The sequence below is a fragment of the Sphingomonas sp. Leaf38 genome, from assembly GCF_001421825.1.
GTDB lineage: Bacteria > Pseudomonadota > Alphaproteobacteria > Sphingomonadales > Sphingomonadaceae > Sphingomonas.
The window spans coordinates 1,190,914-1,207,874 of the sequence record NZ_LMLD01000011.1; the positions used below are offsets into that span (position 1 = coordinate 1,190,914).

17 protein-coding genes are annotated in these 16,961 nt (G+C 66.2%); 11 read left to right on the plus strand and 6 right to left on the minus strand.

Translation table 11 applies throughout. The features are described 5' to 3' along the window. Positions 1-8 precede the first annotated feature (8 nt). The 4 genes from mrdA to ASE88_RS12835 form a co-directional block, all read right to left on the minus strand. Entirely contained in the window at positions 9-2,081 is a 2,073-nt protein-coding gene (gene mrdA / locus ASE88_RS12820; RefSeq protein ID WP_056478345.1) for a penicillin-binding protein 2, read from the minus strand. After that, complete coding sequence (gene mreD, locus ASE88_RS12825) at positions 2,078-2,608, minus strand: rod shape-determining protein MreD (RefSeq protein ID WP_414893746.1); 531 nt, start codon at positions 2,606-2,608, stop codon at positions 2,078-2,080. The genes mrdA and mreD overlap by 4 nt, the downstream gene beginning before the upstream one ends. Next, positions 2,605-3,477, minus strand: coding sequence for a rod shape-determining protein MreC (gene mreC / locus ASE88_RS12830; protein WP_056478346.1), 873 nt, complete (start codon positions 3,475-3,477; stop codon positions 2,605-2,607). The genes mreD and mreC overlap by 4 nt, the downstream gene beginning before the upstream one ends. Before the next feature lie 107 nt (positions 3,478-3,584). Then, positions 3,585-4,628 (minus strand): rod shape-determining protein, encoded by a 1,044-nt coding sequence (locus ASE88_RS12835; RefSeq protein ID WP_055878614.1) that lies wholly within the window; start codon positions 4,626-4,628, stop codon positions 3,585-3,587. 171 nt (positions 4,629-4,799) lie between these two features. Here ASE88_RS12835 and mutL point away from each other — a divergent pair, with 171 nt between their 5' ends. Beyond that, entirely contained in the window at positions 4,800-6,602 is a 1,803-nt protein-coding gene (mutL, locus tag ASE88_RS12840) for a DNA mismatch repair endonuclease MutL (RefSeq protein WP_056478347.1), read from the plus strand. 41 nt (positions 6,603-6,643) lie between these two features. Here the strand turns inward: mutL and ASE88_RS12845 are convergent, their stop codons facing one another. Continuing rightward, complete coding sequence (locus ASE88_RS12845; protein ID WP_056478348.1) at positions 6,644-7,531, minus strand: hypothetical protein; 888 nt, start codon at positions 7,529-7,531, stop codon at positions 6,644-6,646. Between the two features lie 424 nt (positions 7,532-7,955). On the opposite strand from ASE88_RS12845, the gene ASE88_RS12850 reads away from it, so the two are divergent. From ASE88_RS12850 to ASE88_RS12890, 9 genes are all read left to right on the plus strand, one after another. Continuing rightward, a complete protein-coding gene (locus tag ASE88_RS12850) occupies positions 7,956-8,201 on the plus strand; it encodes a hypothetical protein (protein WP_056478350.1) in 246 nt (81 codons plus the stop codon). Between the two features lie 155 nt (positions 8,202-8,356). Continuing rightward, positions 8,357-8,725 (plus strand): 30S ribosomal protein S13, encoded by a 369-nt coding sequence (rpsM, locus tag ASE88_RS12855; protein WP_055878599.1) that lies wholly within the window; start codon positions 8,357-8,359, stop codon positions 8,723-8,725. 84 nt (positions 8,726-8,809) lie between these two features. Beyond that, the gene (gene rpsK, locus ASE88_RS12860) at positions 8,810-9,199 is read left to right on the plus strand and encodes a 30S ribosomal protein S11 (RefSeq protein ID WP_031395237.1); all 390 of its coding nucleotides are present in this window, start codon (positions 8,810-8,812) and stop codon (positions 9,197-9,199) included. 100 nt (positions 9,200-9,299) lie between these two features. Next, entirely contained in the window at positions 9,300-10,370 is a 1,071-nt protein-coding gene (locus tag ASE88_RS12865; RefSeq protein WP_031395236.1) for a DNA-directed RNA polymerase subunit alpha, read from the plus strand. A 242-nt stretch (positions 10,371-10,612) separates the two neighbouring features. Next, a complete protein-coding gene (gene rplQ / locus ASE88_RS12870) occupies positions 10,613-11,035 on the plus strand; it encodes a 50S ribosomal protein L17 (RefSeq protein WP_055878595.1) in 423 nt (140 codons plus the stop codon). Between the two features lie 93 nt (positions 11,036-11,128). Beyond that, a complete protein-coding gene (gene guaA / locus ASE88_RS12875; RefSeq protein ID WP_055878592.1) occupies positions 11,129-12,685 on the plus strand; it encodes a glutamine-hydrolyzing GMP synthase in 1,557 nt (518 codons plus the stop codon). Next, positions 12,676-13,536 carry a subclass B3 metallo-beta-lactamase gene (bla, locus tag ASE88_RS12880; RefSeq protein WP_235525755.1) on the plus strand — a complete coding sequence of 287 codons (861 nt, stop codon included), beginning with the start codon at positions 12,676-12,678 and terminating at the stop codon, positions 13,534-13,536. Before guaA ends, bla begins: the two co-directional genes overlap by 10 nt. 5 nt (positions 13,537-13,541) lie before the next feature. Then, positions 13,542-14,195, plus strand: a complete 654-nt coding sequence (locus ASE88_RS12885) for a DUF969 domain-containing protein (RefSeq protein WP_056478352.1) — start codon at positions 13,542-13,544, stop codon at positions 14,193-14,195. Beyond that, positions 14,192-15,133 (plus strand): DUF979 domain-containing protein, encoded by a 942-nt coding sequence (locus ASE88_RS12890; protein WP_056478354.1) that lies wholly within the window; start codon positions 14,192-14,194, stop codon positions 15,131-15,133. Before ASE88_RS12885 ends, ASE88_RS12890 begins: the two co-directional genes overlap by 4 nt. 4 nt (positions 15,134-15,137) lie before the next feature. Here the strand turns inward: ASE88_RS12890 and cysS are convergent, their stop codons facing one another. Then, positions 15,138-16,565 carry a cysteine--tRNA ligase gene (gene cysS, locus ASE88_RS12895; RefSeq protein ID WP_056478357.1) on the minus strand — a complete coding sequence of 476 codons (1,428 nt, stop codon included), beginning with the start codon at positions 16,563-16,565 and terminating at the stop codon, positions 15,138-15,140. A gap of 184 nt (positions 16,566-16,749) precedes the next feature. On the opposite strand from cysS, the gene rpsU reads away from it, so the two are divergent. Then, positions 16,750-16,956, plus strand: a complete 207-nt coding sequence (gene rpsU, locus ASE88_RS12900) for a 30S ribosomal protein S21 (RefSeq protein ID WP_055878578.1) — start codon at positions 16,750-16,752, stop codon at positions 16,954-16,956. The last annotated feature ends 5 nt before the right edge of the window (positions 16,957-16,961 follow it).

The window sequence follows — 16,961 nt, forward strand, 5'->3', positions numbered from 1 at the left end:
GCGGCTGGTCATGGCTGGCGGTCCCTCGAATCGTCTTCGGCCACGGTCGCGCCGGGGGCAGTGAGCGCTTCCTGGGTCGCGTTGGCCATATCCGTGGCATTCGCGACCGCAGGGGCGTCGCTCGGCACGATCGCGTCGGTCTTGGTGGCGATCGCCGCGGGCGGCGCGGATTGCGCCTTGCGATACGTCTCCGCGGTCGCGGCCATGCGCGTGCGGATGTCGCCGCCCCAGGTCGGTTCGACCTCGGCGAGCGATTTCAGCGCCCGGTCGCGGTCGAGCATATAGGTCATGATGTCGCGGCCGATCATCGGCGTGTCGAGATTGCGCACGGTATGACCATTATGTTCGAGCACCACCGCGAGCGCATAGCGCGGGTTGTCGGCGGGCGCGAAACCGATGAACAGCGCGTGATCGCGCATCTTGAACGGCAGCTGCCCGTTCTTGAGCACGCCCGAGCGTCGTTCGGCCATCGTGATGCGGCGGACCTGCGCGGTGCCGGTCTTGCCCGCGATCGCGACACCGGGAATGAGCAGCTTCGCCGCACCGCCGGTGCCGCCCTGGTTGATCACGCCGAACATCGCATCGCGGACACGCGCAAGATGCTCGGAATCGATCGCGAGGGCAGGGGAATCGCGGTGGACGTGATCGGCGAGGATGCTCGGCTGCAACGCGCGGCCCGATGCGAGCCGCGCCGCCATCACCGCGAGCTGCAACGGATTGGCGAGCACATAGCCCTGGCCGATCGAGGCGTTAAGCGAATCCGCCACGGTCCAGTCATGCTTGTACTTCTTCAGCTTCCACGCCGGATCGGGCACCGTGCCGTAGCGCTGCGTCGAGAAGGGCAGGTCGAACTTCTGCCCGAGCCCGAGCGTCCGCGCGACGGGCGCGATCGCGTTGTAGCCGACCCGCCGCGCCATCTCGTAGAAGTAGATGTCACAGCTTTGCATGATCGCGTTCTTAAGATCGAGCGCGCCATGGCCACTTTTCTTGTGGCAATGGAACACGCTGGTGCCGAGCCGCATCGCGCCGGAACAATTGACCCGCGCCGACGGATCGACGCCCGCGTTCATCAGCGCGAGCCCGTTCATCGGCTTGACGGTCGAGCCTGGCGGATAAAGACCCTGCGTCACCTTGTTCATTAGCGGCACGTGATCGTCGTCGCTGAGCATCTGCCATTCGAGATGGCTGATCCCGTCCGAAAAGCTGTTCGGATCATAGGCCGGCATCGACACCATCGCGAGCATCTCGCCCGTCCGGCAGTCGAGCACGACGACCGACCCGGAGTTGGTGCCGAGCCGCCGCGCGGCATATTCCTGAAGCCCCACGTCGATCGTCAGCCGCGCGGTCTTGCCCGGCACGTCGGGCTTGGTCGCGAGTTCGGCGACCAGCTTGCCGCGCGCGGTGACCTCGACTCGTTTGGCGCCGGCGACGCCGCGCAGTTCGGTCTCGAGCATCTTTTCGAGCCCGTCCTTGCCGAGCTTGAAGCCGGGCGTGACGAGCAGCGGGTCGCGAGTCTTCTTGTACTGCTCGGCATTGGGCACGCCGACATAGCCCGTCAGATGCGCGACCGCGGCGCCCGCGGGATAGCTGCGCGCAAAGCCGCGGGTCGGCGCGACGCCGGGCAGTTCGGGCAGGCGGACGCTGACCGCGGCGAACCGCTCCCAGTCGAGATTCTCCGCGACCTGGACGGGCTGGAACCCGGCGGCGTGTTCGAGGTCGATCGCGATGCGTTCGACCTCCTCGGGCGGCAATTGCAGGATGCGGCCGAGCAGCGGCAGCACGCGCTCCTTGTCGCGCAGGCGGTCGGGGATGATGTCGACGCGAAAATCGGTGCGGTTGTTGGCGATCGGCACGCCGTGGCGATCGACGATCCAGCCGCGCCGCGGCGGCAGCAGCGTCATGTTGACGCGGTTGCTTTCGGACATCGCGGTGTAGCGCTCGTTCTGCGCGATCGACAGCCACGCCATCCGCCCCGCGAGCAGCAACCCGACGCCGCCTTGCGCCGCGCCCAGCATCCAGGCGCGCCGCGAGAAGCTGTACGCCTGCGACATCTCGGTGACGATCCGCGGAGTCCCCCTCATTCGCTGCCGCGCTTGTTCTGGATCGCCGCGACGATCCGCGCGGCGAGGGGGAACATCAGGATCGTGACGGCGAGTTGCGCGATCAGGATCGTGTCGACATGCGCGCCGACCGGGACCGCGATGAAGCGGCCGACGATGATGCACAGCGCGATCAGCCCGCTCGCGATCAGCCAGTCCTGCCAGTGATCGCGAAACGCGAGCCGCTGTTCGATCATGTCGATCGCGACGAACGCCAGCGACCAGAGCAGCACCGCGCTGCCGAGCGGCTGGCCGCTGACCAGATCGTCGAAGAAGCCGAGCGGTGCGGCGGCCCACGGCCGGAACGCGAACCGCGCGAGCAGCCGCCACGCGAGCAGCATGACCAGCCCGAACGGCGGCAGCAGCGGGATCGTCGCGACCACCGGGATGATCGTCACGAGCGATCCGGCCATCACCGTCAGCCAGGGGATGACGCGCGCGCGGCTCGCGGGGAGCTTGGAGGCGAAGGGTTTGTAATCGACGCTGTCGACGACGCGGGGCGGCATCATGGCTGCGTGACCGGACGCGGTGGCGGCACCGGCATGAACATCCGCTCGACCAGCGCGAAGTCGAGCGTGTCGGGGTCGGCGAAGGTCCGCGCCATCACCGAATCGGAGCCCGCCTTGGTCACGCGCGCGACCGGAACGCCGGGCGCGTAGATGCCGCCGGTGCCCGTCGTCACGAACAGGTCGCCCGCGTTGAAGCGGACGTTGGTGGCGTTGACCGAGCGGATGTCGATCATCCCGTCGCCGCGTCCCGCCGCGATCGCGGGCATGCCGTCGCGCGTGCGGCGGACGGGGACGATGCTGTCGCCATCGCTCAGCAACAGCACGCGCGCGGCATTGGGGCCGGTCTCGACGATGCGCCCGATCAGGCCGTCGGGGCCGCGCACCGGCATGCCGGGCAGCACGCCGCTCCACCGGCCCGCGTTGAGCAGCGCATAGCGCCGCCCGCTCGATGCGGTCGAACTCACCAGCCGCGCGGTCACGACGGGATCGGGCGACCGGTCGCGGATCGCCAGCAGGCTGCGCAGACGGCGATTGTCATACGCGATCGTCCGCGCGCGCATCAGCAGCGCGCGAGTCCGGTCGCGATCGGCGCGCAGCGCGACGTTCTCCTGCTTCACGAAGAAGTAATTGCCGATCGCAGCGGGGATTCCCGAGACCGACGATCCGACCGTGGCGAGGCCGGTCGACACCGGCGTCGTCACGCCCGCGACGCCCATCCGCAACGCGGAGAACGCGGGCGGATTGAAGATCGATGCGACGAGCAGCACCAGGCCCACCACCGCACCAGCGACGGCGAGCACATAGCCCATGAACACACCATATTGCCGGCGCCGGGAAAACCCCGTGCGCCGGTCGCGGGCTGGCGCCATGCGCCTGTCCCCCTGTCTCGGGCGCCGCCGAAGCGCGGAAGGGATATCCCCCCGCGACTCGGACGGCGCGATTTCGTGTCCGCGTATCTTAAAGCAAAACCAATCTTTTAGCCGCTCATCAGCACGCCGCGGAACAACGGATCCTCGAGCGCGCGGCCGGTGCCCAGCGCGACGCAGGTCAGCGGGTCCTCGGCAACCGTCACCGGCAGCCCGGTCTCGTCGCGCAGCACCTCGTCGAGCCCCTGCAGTAGCGCGCCGCCGCCAGTCAGCACGATGCCCTGGTCGACGATGTCCGCGGCGAGCTCGGGCGCGGTGTTCTCGAGCGCGACGCGGACGCCCTCGACGATCGTCGCGACCGGCTCGCTGAGCGCCTCGGCGATCTGGCCCTGGTTGATCTGGATCTCCTTCGGCACGCCGTTGACGAGATCGCGGCCCTTGATCTGGATGATCATGCCGATGCCGTCGACCGGCGGCTTGGCGATGCCGACTTCCTTCTTGATCCGCTCCGCGGTCGCTTCGCCGATCAGCAGGTTATGGTTGCGGCGGACATAGCTGACGATCGCCTCGTCCATCTTGTCGCCGCCGACGCGCACCGACGTCGTGTAGGCCAGCCCGCGCAGCGAGAGCACCGCGACTTCGGTCGTGCCGCCGCCGATGTCGACCACCATCGAGCCGATCGGCTCGGTGACGGGCATGTCCGCGCCGATCGCGGCCGCCATCGGCTCCTCGATCAGCCAGACCTGCGAGGCACCCGCGTTCGACGCGGCATCGCGGATCGCGCGGCGCTCGACCTTCGTGGAACCCGACGGCACGCAGATCACGATCTCGGGCCAGCGCGCGAACTTGCGGGGGCCATGCACCTTCTGGATGAAATACTTGATCATCTGCTCGGCGACGTCGATGTCCGCGATCACGCCGTCGCGAAGCGGGCGGATCGCCTCGATGTTGCCCGGCGTCTTGCCCATCATCATCTTGGCGTCGTCGCCGACCGCCTTGACGCGCTTGATCCCGTTGATCGTCTCGACCGCCACCACCGACGGCTCGTTCAGGACGATGCCGCGGCCACGGACATAGACAACCGTGTTCGCGGTGCCGAGGTCGATCGCCATGTCGTGCGACATGAACTTGAAGAAACGCGAGTAGAAGGCCATTCAATCAGGGTCCCGTAATCGTGTCCGCCGGACGGGCAAACCGCCGGCAAAAACATGCGCACACACATCATCTCGCGGAGCCCGTCGGTGTTTTCGAGCACCGGGTGCCTATAGTATTTAAGTGGCGTTTGCGGGTCGCGGGATGCCGTCGCTTGGTCTAGACGCAAACCCATGTCAATACGGCGTCTCCCCGAGCATCTGGTCAATCGCATCGCCGCCGGTGAAGTGGTGGAAAGACCCGCCAGCGCGTTGAAGGAGTTAGTCGAAAACGCCATCGACGCGGGCGCGGGCCGCATCGCGATTCTCCTCGTGGAGGGGGGAACATCGCGGATCGAAGTCGCCGACGACGGCTGCGGGATGACGCCGGCCGACATGGCGCTGGCGCTCGAACGGCATGCCACCTCGAAGCTGCCCGACGAATATATCGAATCGGTCGTGACGCTTGGTTTTCGCGGCGAGGCGTTGCCCTCGATCGCGAGCGTCGCACGGCTGACGATCGAAAGCCGGATCCGCGGCGCCGAAGGCTGGGCGCGGACCGTCGACAATGGCCAGGTCACGCGCGAAGGCCCCGCCGCGCTCCCGCCCGGCACGCGCGTCGTGGTCGAGGACCTGTTCGCGCGCGTGCCCGCGCGCCGCAAGTTTCTGCGCTCCCCCCGCGCCGAATATGCCGCCTGCCTCGACGTCGTCCGCCGGCTCGCCATGGCCCGTCCCGACATCGGCTTCACGCTCGAGCATGATGGCCGCCGCGCGCTGTCGGCGATGCAGGTCGAGGATCGGCCGGGCAGGGTGGCGACGCTCACCGACCGCGCGCTCGCCGACAATGCGGTGGCGATTGATCTGGAGCGCGAGGGCGTCGTGCTGGGCGGCGTTGCGAGCCTGCCGACCTACAACCGCGGCATCGCCGACCACCAATATCTGTTCGTCAACGGCCGGCCGGTGAAGGACCGCCTGCTGATGGGCGCGATCCGCGGCGCCTATGCCGAGATGCTGCCGCGCGATCGCCATGCGGTCGTCGCGCTGTTCCTCGACGTCCCGGCCGACCAGGTCGACGTCAACGTCCACCCCGCCAAGACCGAAGTCCGCTTCCGCGACCCCGCGATGGTGCGCGGCCTGATCGTCTCGGGCCTCCGCCGCGCGCTCGATGCGGCGGGCCACCGCAGCCAGCGCGCCTCCGAATCCGCCCTCTCGATGTGGCAACAGGAAACCTCCTCTCCCCCCGGGGGAGAGGAAGGGGCCCGGCCGCAAAGCGGATGGGAAGGTGAGGGCACGCCCCAAAGGCTGCCGCTGGAAAACCGCCACTACGGCGCCGTCAACGACGGCCGCCCGACCTTCTTCGCCGCCCCCCCGCAGGCAAGAGCCGAACCCGCCTGGACACCCCCGCCGCAAACCGCATCCTTCCCGATGGGCGTGGCGCGAGGTCAGGTCGCCAAGACCTATATCGTCGCCGAAGCCGAAGACGGGCTCGTCCTCGTCGACCAGCATGCCGCGCATGAACGCCTCGTCCTCGAACGCATGCGCGCTGCACTGAACGGCGGCACGATCGCCAGCCAGGCGCTGCTGATCCCCGAGGTCGTCGAGCTGGACGAATCCGCGTGCGACCGCCTCGAAGCGCGCGCCGACGAACTGTCGGAGTTCGGCCTCGACCTCGAACGCTTCGGCCCGCACGCGATGCTCGTGCGCGCAACGCCGGCGTTGCTCGGCCAGAGCGACCCCAAGGGCCTCGTCACCGACCTCGCCGACGAACTCGCAGCCTTTGATGAGGCGCTTTCGCTAAAGGAGCGCCTCGACGCGGTGGCCGGCACGATGGCCTGTCACGGCTCGGTCCGCGCCGGCCGCATCCTATCGGTCCCCGAAATGAACGCGCTGCTCCGCGAAATGGAAGTCACCCCGCATTCCGGCCAATGCAATCACGGCCGCCCCACCTGGGTGAAGCTCGCGCATGGCGACATCGAGAAGCTGTTCGGGCGGAAATAGGGGGGGGCGGGCCTACCGGTCCACCGACCTAAACGCGTCGATCAGGTCCCTTGATGGCCAATACCGCGAGCAATGACGACCGTGCCGTCGGACTTTCCCAGTCGAAACACCATGCCGAGGCCTTTGGCGGCGGGGCCGTAGAAATTGGCGGCGAAATCACCGGAATAGCCGCTCGCGACGGGTGTGGTCGTATCCGCTGCGACCTCGTAGACCTGTCCCGTGACTAAGCCGGTTGTAGCGCTGAAGCTGCCTGAGAAGCGCAGATAATAATGAGGACCAGCCACCGCAGGCACGTGCGAAATCTGCCGCAGCGTTCCCGTTATTGTTCGCGTCGGCCAGTCGACCTTAAGGGCGAACTGATCGCCAAAACTGGCGATGCCTTGGTCGGGGGTGGCCGTGTAAAGGTCGAAATAGCTGGTCTCTCGGCTCACCTGCGAGAACTGCGCGGACCCGGTCGTGGGCAGGTCCGTCCGTTGCGTCTTCGGGCCGTAGAAGACATGGCGCAGCGTGATACTCGCGCCGGCTGTGGCACCGGCTGGCGCTAACCACGTATAATAGCCGACATAATCGTCGCCTGTCCCGGTCGTGACGCCGCCGGTCAAGGTGGCGGCTGCAGCGGGTACGGTGATCGCATTAGAATAGCTGTACGTCGTGACACTGGAGCGGGCCGATTGGCCGATCCGGATACGGCCTTGCAACACGTCGGTTTCGTACCGTGCAGTGAAGATCCCGTCGCCAGGCGTCGTAGTCGGCGCGACGTCGATGCCGACCACACTCTCGTCGGACTGGATCGTTGCAACCGGGTGATGGACGATCGTCCCGGTGCCGGTCGTCTGCGTATCGACCAGACGGATGCCAAAGCCCGGATAGTTATCGAGTGTCACCGACCCTGTCGCGGACAAAAACGTCGGCACTGTATAGCTGATCATGGGGGTGGGCGTCGGAGTTGGCGTAGGTGTAGGGGTGGGCGTCGGCGTCGGTGAGGGCGTCGGTGCGGGTGTCAGGTCAATGGAACCATTCCCCTTGCCGCCGTCTGAGCCACACCCACCAAGTGCGCCAAGTGCAAATCCCGCGACGCCGATTATCGAAGACTTTCCCATGAAATGATCCCCCCGGATTTCTAAAGCTGTTGGCCATCCTGCTCAATGTCATCATGATAGGATCTTTCCATGGTAGTTGCCGTGTTTCTTTTTTAGTAAATCGGTGGTCAGTGTTACCCAGTTTTGGGTATTAATATTATGTGCGCTTGCCGTTTGCTTGGCGCTATGCGCATCACCCTTTGAAAGGTTGGGTCCAGTTCGGTCCTGCCAAATGGCCGTAGCAATCAGATGCTGTTCGCTGCAAAAGCAGCTGATGGACCCCCTTTCCCTATTCGGCCTGACCGCGGTGTCGTTCACCCTGCTATGCTATGCCAAGGAAGCCGGCACGCACTGGTGGACGCTCGGCTTTGCATTTGGCTGCGTGCTTGGCTCGATCTACGGCTTCCTCCAGGGTGCGTGGCCGTTCGGCGTGGTCGAGGTCATCTGGACGATCGTCTCGTTCCGTCGCTGGCTCAAGATGCGTCAGTCCGTGCCGCTCCATGCGGAACCGCTCGCTTGACAGCGCGTTTGCCCGCGCCTACCTGATTTTTCCCCGACACGACGGTTCCCGGCGGCGCGTATTCGCGTTCGCCGTTATCGTGCGTTTCGGATCATCGCTAGGAGATGAGGGCCGTGCAGCCATGCCGGACCTCGTGGAGCAGGAGAACCAAGTTCATGGCACGTATCGCGGGTGTTAATATCCCGACCAACAAGCGCGTGGTGATCGCGCTGACCTATATCCACGGCATCGGTTCGACCAAGGCCAAGGAAATCATCACGAAGCTCGGCATCGCCGACACGGCGCGTGTCCAGGACCTGACCGACCAGGAAGTCCTGCACATCCGCGAGACGATCGACGCCGATCACACCGTCGAGGGCGATCTGCGCCGCCAGACCTCGATGAACATCAAGCGCCTGATGGATCTCGCCTGCTATCGCGGCCTGCGTCATCGCAAGGGCCTGCCGGTCCGCGGCCAGCGCACGCATACCAATGCGCGCACCCGCAAGGGCAAGGCCAAGCCGATCGCCGGCAAGAAGAAGTAATCCACTTTTTTAATGGATTACTCCGCCGGCGCTGGTCCCAACGGGCCGCCCGGCGTCACGCAGATACAGGTCAGGAAATACCTCATGGCACGCGAACCTCAGCGCATTAAGCGGCGCGAGCGCAAGAACATCACCTCTGGCGTCGCGCACGTTAACGCCAGTTTCAACAACACGATGATCACGATCACCGATGCCCAGGGCAACGCGATCTCGTGGTCGTCGGCCGGCGCAATGGGCTTCAAGGGCTCGCGCAAGTCGACTCCGTACGCGGCGCAGGTCGCAGCGGAAGACGCCGGCAAGAAGGCCGCCGAGCACGGCGTCCGCACGATCGAAGTCGAGGTCAAGGGCCCAGGCTCGGGTCGCGAATCGGCACTGCGCGCGCTTCAGGCCGTCGGTTTCCAGATCACGTCGATCCGCGACGTGACCTCGATCCCGCACAACGGCGTTCGTCCTTCGAAGCGTCGTCGCGTCTGATTTCTCCGACGTTGCCCGTGCGCGGTTGATCGCGCGGCACGGGTGCATATTCATGGCCGGTGGACGTCCTGTCCGCCGGCCCCCAAATTAGGGGAAGCAAGTGTCTGTCAACGCAAAGAACTGGCAGGAACTCAAGAAGCCCAGCGGCCTGGAGAAAAAGGCCGGTGGCGACACCAAGCGCAAGGCGACCTTCATCGCCGAGCCGCTCGAGCGTGGCTTCGGCCTGACGCTCGGCAACGCGCTGCGTCGCGTGTTGCTTTCGTCGCTGCAGGGCGCGGCCGTCACCTCGATCAAGATCGAGAACGTGCTGCATGAGTTCTCGTCTCTGGCCGGCGTCCGCGAGGACGTGACCGACATCGTCCTCAACGTGAAGCAGATCGCGATCCGCATGCAGGGCGAGGGGCCCAAGCGCCTCCAGCTCTCGGCAACGGGTCCGGGTGAAGTCAAGGCCGGCGACATCGCCGTCTCGGGCGACATCGAGATCATGAACAAGGATCTCGTGATCTGCCACCTCGATGAGGGCGCGACGCTCAACATGGAGCTGACCGCCGACATCGGTAAGGGGTACGTGCCCGCGACCGCAAACCGCCCGGCCGACGCGCCGATCGGTCTGATCCCGGTCGATGCGCTGTACTCGCCGGTACGGCAGGTGTCGTACAAGGTCGACCCGACCCGCGTCGGTCAGGACCTGGATTACGACAAGCTGACGCTGACGATCGAAACCGACGGCACGATCACCCCGGAAGACGCAGTCGGCTATGCCGGTCGCATCCTCCAGGACCAGCTCGCGCTGTTCGTCCACTTCGACGATTCGTCGGTCACCCGCTCGTCGGCGCCGATCGGCCAGGCAGCACCCGCTGCCGGTGGTGCGGAGCCCGCAGGCGACACGCAGCAGATCAACCGTTACCTTCTCAAGAAGGTTGACGAGTTGGAGCTGTCGGTGCGGTCGGCGAACTGCCTCAAGAACGACAACATCATCTATATCGGCGATCTGGTCGGCAAGACCGAAGCCGAGATGCTGCGTACGCCTAACTTCGGCCGCAAGTCCCTGAACGAAATCAAGGAAGTGCTGTCGTCGATGGGTCTTCGCCTGGGCATGGAAATCCCGGGCTGGCCACCTGAGAACATCGAAGAGATGGCCAAGAAGCTCGAGCAGGAAATCATGGGCTGATCTGGCACCGGCGCAGCCACGCTGCGCCGGAGACCGGTCAGCCCGGCCGGCGGGTTCTACCCGACCAACGACGCGGCTTCGCCGCGGCGCCACCCGGTTGAAGATACAGAGGTTAGACTGGAGTTGCGTCCTAGGCGTAACCTTATCCTAACCTTTGCACGAAGGCATCGGTCGCCGGCCTTAACGGCGACCAGCTCCCGGGTACCTCATACGGCCCCTGAACGAACGAAAAGGACTTAAACATGCGCCATCGCGTAGGCGGCCGTAAGCTTCAGCGGACCTCGGCCCACCGTCTTGCTCTGTTCCGCAACATGAGCGCCGCGCTCATCAAGCACGAGCAGATCACCACCACCGTCGCCAAGGCGAAGGAACTGCGTCCTTACATAGAGAAGCTGATCACGCTCGCGAAGAAGGGTGGCCTGTCCAACCGTCGTCTCGCGCACGGCCGGTTGCTCGACGACGCACAGCTGATCAAGCTGTTCGACGTTCTGGCGACCCGTTATGCGGATCGCAACGGTGGTTACACCCGCGTCATCAAGGCCGGCATCCGCATGTCGGACGCCTCGCCGATGGCGGTCATCGAGTTCGTCGATCGCGACGTCTCGGCGAAGGGCCAGGATTCGGGTCCGGTGATGTCGGACGAGGATTACAACGAAGCGGCATAATCCCCGCCTCGTAAGATCGAATTGCAGGCCGCGTTTCCCATCCGGGAGGCGCGGCCTCTTTCGTTACGGGTCCCATCCGGCTATGCGCCCGACATGGAGCACCCAGACAGCATTCTCATCGTCGATTTCGGCAGCCAGGTAACCCAGCTGATCGCCCGCCGCGTGCGCGAGGCTGGCGTCTATAGCGAGATCGCCCCCTTCCAGTCCGCCGAGGCCGCGTTCGACCGGATGCAGCCCAAGGGCATCATCCTCTCGGGCGGCCCCGCGTCGGTCACCGCGGAGAATTCCCCCCGCGTGCCGCAGCGCTTCTTCGAGGCGGGAATCCCGATCCTCGGCATCTGCTACGGCCAGCAGGTCATGTCCGCGCAGCTCGGCGGCAACGTGATCGTCTCGGGCGATGGCGGTGAGTTCGGTAGCGCGTTCATCGAGGTCAAGTCGGCGTGCGCGTTGTTCGACGGGCTGTGGGCTGAGGGCGAACGCCACCAGGTCTGGATGAGCCACGGTGACAAGGTCGACGCGATCCCGCCGGGCTTCACCCCCGTCGCCACCTCGACCGGCGCGCCCTATGCGATCGTCGCCGACGAGACGCGGCGCTTCTACGGCGTGCAGTTCCACCCCGAGGTCGTCCACACGCCGGACGGTGGCAAGCTGATCGCGAACTTCGCGCGGCACGTCTGCGGGCTCAGCGGCGACTGGACGATGGCCGAGTTCCGCGAGACCAAGATCGCCGAGATTCGCGCGCAGGTCGGCACGGGCCGAGTCATCTGCGGGCTGTCGGGCGGCGTCGACTCGGCGGTCGCGGCGGTACTGATTCACGAGGCGATCGGCGAGCAGCTCACCTGCGTCTATGTCGATCACGGGCTGATGCGCGCGGGCGAGAGCGAGCAGGTCGTCAGCCTGTTCCGCGGCGCGTACAACATCCCGCTGATCCATGTGAACGTCGAGGAGTTATTCCTCAGCGGCCTCGCCGGTATCACCGACCCGGAGCTGAAGCGTAAGTTCATCGGCAAGACCTTCATCGACGTGTTCGATGCGGAGGCGAAGAAACTGGGCGGCGCGGAGTTCCTCGCGCAGGGGACGCTGTATCCCGACGTGATCGAGAGCGTCAGCTTCACCGGCGGTCCGTCGGTGACGATCAAGAGCCACCACAATGTCGGTGGTCTTCCCGAGCGGATGAACATGAAGCTCGTCGAGCCGTTGCGCGAGCTGTTCAAGGACGAGGTCCGCGCGCTGGGGCGCGAGCTGGGTCTGCCCGAGATCTTCGTCGGCCGTCACCCTTTCCCGGGACCCGGCCTCGCGATCCGCATCCCTGGCGAAGTCACCAAGGAACGCTGCGACATCCTGCGCAAGGCGGATGCGATCTATCTCGAGGAGATCCGCGCGGCGGGTCTCTACGACACGATCTGGCAGGCGTTCGCGGTGCTGCTGCCGGTGCGCAGCGTCGGCGTGATGGGCGACGGCCGCACCTATGACAACGTGCTGGCGCTGCGCGCGGTAACGTCGACCGACGGCATGACCGCGCAGGCGTTCCAATTCCCCGGCGACTTCCTGCCGCGAGTCGCAACGCGGATCATCAACGAGGTGAAGGGCATCAATCGCGTCACCTACGACTACACCTCGAAGCCGCCCGGCACGATCGAGTGGGAATAAGACGAGCACGACCATCGTTCGGCGCGCTGGCGATCGTCGCCAGCGCGCCGCTGTTGCTCGGCGCGGCGGATCCGCCCGCCTGGACGCGCGCGCAGGCGCCGTTCGCTGTCGCCGGTCCGATCACTTATGTCGGTAGCGAAGGCATCGCGGCCTATTTGATCAAGACGCCCGCAGGCGCGATTCTGATCGACGGGACGCTGGCAGAGAATGCGGGGATGATCGGGCGCAACATCGTCGCGGCGGGTGTCCGCCTCCGCGACGTGAAGCTGATCCTCGTCACGCACGCGCATTTCGATCATGCGGCCGGCGTGGCCGCGCTCAAGCGCGCGACCGGCGCGCGCGTCGTTGCTGGCATCGGCGATGTCCGCGCGCTCGAAACCGGGATACCGCCGGGCGAGACGAACTACGGCGTCATCCGCTTCCCCGCGGTCCCCGTCGATCGCGGCGTTCGCGATCGCGATACGGTGACGCTCGGCAACGTCACGCTGACCGCACGCGCGACGCCTGGCCATACCCCCGGCTGCACGACCTGGACGATGCGGATTCCTGCTCAGCCGCGCGCGCTCGACGTCGTCTTCCCGTGCAGCGTCAGCGTCGCGGGCAATCGGCTGATCGGCAACCGTGCCTATCCCGGCATCGTCGCCGACTATCGCCGCAGCATCGCGATGCTCGGCACGTTGCACGCCGACATCGTCCTGCCGTCGCACCCCGAACTCGCCGACGTGATCGCACGCGGTCGGCGCCGCGCGGCGGGCGACGCGACCGCGTTCGTCGATCCGACATTGCTGCCCAGGATCGTCGCGAAGGCCAAAGCCGGGTTCGATGCCGATCTCGCCAGGCAGGCGCGCTAGACGCCATGCTGGTCCTGTGCGGTATCGCGGTCATCGTCGCTGGCTTCCTGCTCCGGTTCAATCCGCTGCTCGTGGTCGCGGTCGCCGCGCTGGTCACGGGGCTTGCCGCGGGGATCGCACCGCTCGCGATTCTCGCGGCGTTCGGCAAGGCGTTCAACGAGAACCGCTATGTCACGGTGATCTACCTCGTGCTGCCGGTGATCGGGATGCTCGAACGCCACGGATTGCAGGAGCGCGCGCGGCTCGCGATCGGCAAGCTCAGGGGCGCGACGGTCGGGCGGCTGCTGATCGGCTATCTGCTGTTTCGCCAGTTGACCGCGGCGCTCGGCCTGACGTCGATCGCCGGCCCGGCGCAGAGCGTCCGCCCGCTCGTCGCGCCGATGGCCGAAGCCGCCGCCGAGGCGCAAGGTCTCCCGCCGGGTGGCGACCGCATACCGGCGATGGCCGCGGCGACCGACAATATCGGGCTGTTCTTCGGCGAGGACATCTTCATCGCGATCGGTTCGATCCTGCTGATGAAGGGTGTGCTGGAGGGCTATGGCATCGTCATCCAGCCGCTGCACCTGTCGATGTGGGCGATCCCGACCGCGATAGCCGCGTTCGTGATCCATGGCTTCCGCCTCTGGCTGCTCGATCGCCGTCTGGCGCGCGGAGCATGATCGGCACCGGCTTCATTTACGCGGTGGCGGGGCTGATGTTCGCGGCGTTCGCGGTGCTGAGCGCGACCGATCGCACCAACTCCAAACGTCTTGGCAATGCGGCGTTCTATGCGGTGCTGGCGATCAGCTTCCTGCTCGGCGGGCGGCTGGGCGACGTCGGCAATGGCGTCCTCGTCCTGGCGCTCGTCGCGATCGCAGGCTCGGGCGCGATGGGGCGGGGCGGGCGGGCGACCACCTCGCTCGACGCGAGACGGGACGACGCCGCACGGCTCGGCAACCAGATATTCCTCCCCGCGCTGATCATCCCGGCCGCGGCGCTGGGCGGCACGGTGCTGTTCCGCGCGGTGCCGAGCCTCGTCGATCCGAAGCAGGCGACGCTCGTCGCGCTGACCTGCGGCGTCCTGATCGCGCTGATCGCAATGCTGGCCTGGTTCCGCCCGCGGCTCGCCACGCCACTGGCGGAAGGTCTGCGGGTGATGGATGCGATCGGTTGGGCGGCCGTCCTCCCGCAGATGCTGGCAAGCCTCGGCGCGGTCTTCGCGCTGGCGGGCGTCGGGGACGTCGTCGGCGGGCTGGCGGGCCATGCGATCCCCGATAACAGCCTGATCGGCGCGGTCCTCGCCTATACGCTGGGCATGGCGTTGTTCACGATGATCATGGGCAACGCGTTCGCGGCGTTCCCGGTGATGGCGGCGGCGATCGGGATCCCGCTGCTTGTCCGGCACTATGGCGGCGACCCCGCCGTCGTTGCGGCGATCGGCATGCTCAGCGGGTTCTGCGGCACGCTGATGACGCCGATGGCGGCGAACTTCAATCTCGTCCCCGCCGCGCTGCTAGACCTCAAGAACAAGAACGCCGTCATCCGCGCGCAGGTGCCGACGGCGCTGCCGTTGCTCGCGGTCAATATCGGCCTGCTCTACTGGCTGGGCTTTCGCTGAGGCGTCAGCCCAGTTTCCAGTCCCAGCCGAGCGGATCGCCGTCCATGACCTCGACGCCCGCCGCCGCCAGTTCGTCGCGGATCGCGTCGGAGCGCGGGAAGTCCTTCGCCGCACGCGCTGCCCTCCGCTCGTCGAGGCGGTCCGCGATCGTCGCCTCGTCGAGCGTCGCCGATACCGGGCGGACGCGGAGGTCTTCGCGGCGGATCGATGCGAGATCGAGCCCCAACACCGCGTCGAAATCGACCAGCGCCGCCAGCCGGTCTGCCGGCGCGACGCGCTTGTCGCTAAGCATCTCGTCAAGGATTGGCAGCGCGCGGGGCGTCGACAGATCGTCCGATACCGCGGCGTCGAGCCGGTCGCGATAGGCAAACGCGTTACCCGACGGGCCGCCCGCAGGCCGGCCGCGCAACGCATCGACTGTGATCGCCAGCCGCTTCAGGCGGGTTTGCGCGGCGGCCAAATTATCCCACGAGAATTCCAGTTCGCTGCGATAGTGCGCCTGGAGGCACATCAGCCGGTAGGCGAGCGGGTGGAAGCCCCGGTCGACCAGCGTCTTCAGCGTGGTGAATGCGCCGCCAGACTTGGACATCTTGCCCGAGCGTTCGACCAGGAAGTTGTTGTGCATCCACAGCGTCGCGCCGGTGTCGCCGCAGTCGCAATGCGCCTGGTTCTGCGCGATCTCGTTGGGATGGTGGATCTCGCGGTGATCGATCCCGCCGGTGTGGATGTCGAATGTCGCGCCGAGATACTTCTTGCTCATCACCGAGCATTCGAGATGCCAGCCGGGCGCACCGCGACCCCAGGGCGAATCCCATTCCATCTGCCGGTTCTCGCCCGGCGCCGACGTCCGCCAGATCGCAAAGTCCTGCGGGTGGCGCTTGCCCTCGACCGGATCGATCCGGCTCTCGCCCGTATCGTCCTGCGATCGCGCGAGGCGGCCATAGTCGGGCACCGTCGTCGTATCGAAATACAGACCGTCGGGCAGGACATAGCAATGCCGCTCGGCGATCGCCTCGGCAAACGCGATCATCTCGGGGATGTGATCGGTGGCCAGCGGAAACCGGGTCGGAGCGCGAATGTGCAGGTCGACGAGGTTTTGCTTGAACGCGTCCGTATAGTGTTTCGCGATCGCCCAGATATCCTGCCCGCTCGCGCGCGCCGCCGCCTCCATCTTGTCGTCGCCGATGTCCGCGTCCGACGTCAAATGCCCGACATCGGTGATGTTGATGATGTGGGTGAGATGATACCCCTTCCACGTCAGGACACGGCTGAGCGTGTCGGTGAACACATAGGCCCGAAGATTGCCGATATGCGCATAGTTGTAGACCGTCGGGCCGCACGAATAGATGCCGACATCGGCCGGATCGATCGGCCGGAACGTCTCGAGTTCGCGCGAGAGACTGTTGTAAAGCGTAAGGGGGGTGCGGGTCATTCGCTGCTCCTAGCGGTCCGGTCCGGGTCTCGCAAATCGCGCAGCGTATCGTTTGTGCAGCTTATCCATGCGACTCGGCGGGTTTGGCTTGAAACCCGGGACGCACGCTGATAGGGCCCCGGGTTCATGCGGCGCGGACCTATTCGCGACGGCTAAATCTATTCGACCGGAGCTAAACGGGTTTATGCAGATCATCGTACGCGACAACAACGTCGACCAGGCCCTTCGCGCGCTCAAGAAGAAGCTGCAGCGCGAAGGCGTGTATCGCGAGATGAAGTTGCGCCGCCACTACGAGAAGCCGTCCGAGAAGCGTGCGCGCGAGCGTGCGGCAGCGATCCGTCGCTCGCGTAAGCTCGACCGCAAGCGCGCTGAGCGCGACGGCGCGCGGTAATACGC

Bases quoted from the DNA above. Each gene is read 5' to 3' on its own strand.
- rplQ (WP_055878595.1), top strand. From the start codon at position 10,613: ATGCGCCATCGCGTAGGCGGCCGTAAGCTTCAGCGGACCTCGGCCCAC.
- rpsM (WP_055878599.1), top strand. From the start codon at position 8,357: ATGGCACGTATCGCGGGTGTTAATATCCCGACCAACAAGCGCGTGGTG.
- rpsU (WP_055878578.1), top strand. From the start codon at position 16,750: ATGCAGATCATCGTACGCGACAACAACGTCGACCAGGCCCTTCGCGCG.
- rpsK (WP_031395237.1), top strand. From the start codon at position 8,810: ATGGCACGCGAACCTCAGCGCATTAAGCGGCGCGAGCGCAAGAACATC.
- ASE88_RS12835 (WP_055878614.1), bottom strand. From the start codon at position 4,628: ATGGCCTTCTACTCGCGTTTCTTCAAGTTCATGTCGCACGACATGGCG.
- mutL (WP_056478347.1), top strand. From the start codon at position 4,800: ATGTCAATACGGCGTCTCCCCGAGCATCTGGTCAATCGCATCGCCGCC.
- mreC (WP_056478346.1), bottom strand. From the start codon at position 3,477: ATGGCGCCAGCCCGCGACCGGCGCACGGGGTTTTCCCGGCGCCGGCAA.
- mreD (WP_414893746.1), bottom strand. From the start codon at position 2,608: ATGATGCCGCCCCGCGTCGTCGACAGCGTCGATTACAAACCCTTCGCC.
- ASE88_RS12845 (WP_056478348.1), bottom strand. From the start codon at position 7,531: ATGATCAGCTATACAGTGCCGACGTTTTTGTCCGCGACAGGGTCGGTG.
- ASE88_RS12890 (WP_056478354.1), top strand. From the start codon at position 14,192: ATGATCGGCACCGGCTTCATTTACGCGGTGGCGGGGCTGATGTTCGCG.
- guaA (WP_055878592.1), top strand. From the start codon at position 11,129: ATGGAGCACCCAGACAGCATTCTCATCGTCGATTTCGGCAGCCAGGTA.
- cysS (WP_056478357.1), bottom strand. From the start codon at position 16,565: ATGACCCGCACCCCCCTTACGCTTTACAACAGTCTCTCGCGCGAACTC.
- ASE88_RS12885 (WP_056478352.1), top strand. From the start codon at position 13,542: ATGCTGGTCCTGTGCGGTATCGCGGTCATCGTCGCTGGCTTCCTGCTC.
- mrdA (WP_056478345.1), bottom strand. From the start codon at position 2,081: ATGAGGGGGACTCCGCGGATCGTCACCGAGATGTCGCAGGCGTACAGC.
- ASE88_RS12850 (WP_056478350.1), top strand. From the start codon at position 7,956: ATGGACCCCCTTTCCCTATTCGGCCTGACCGCGGTGTCGTTCACCCTG.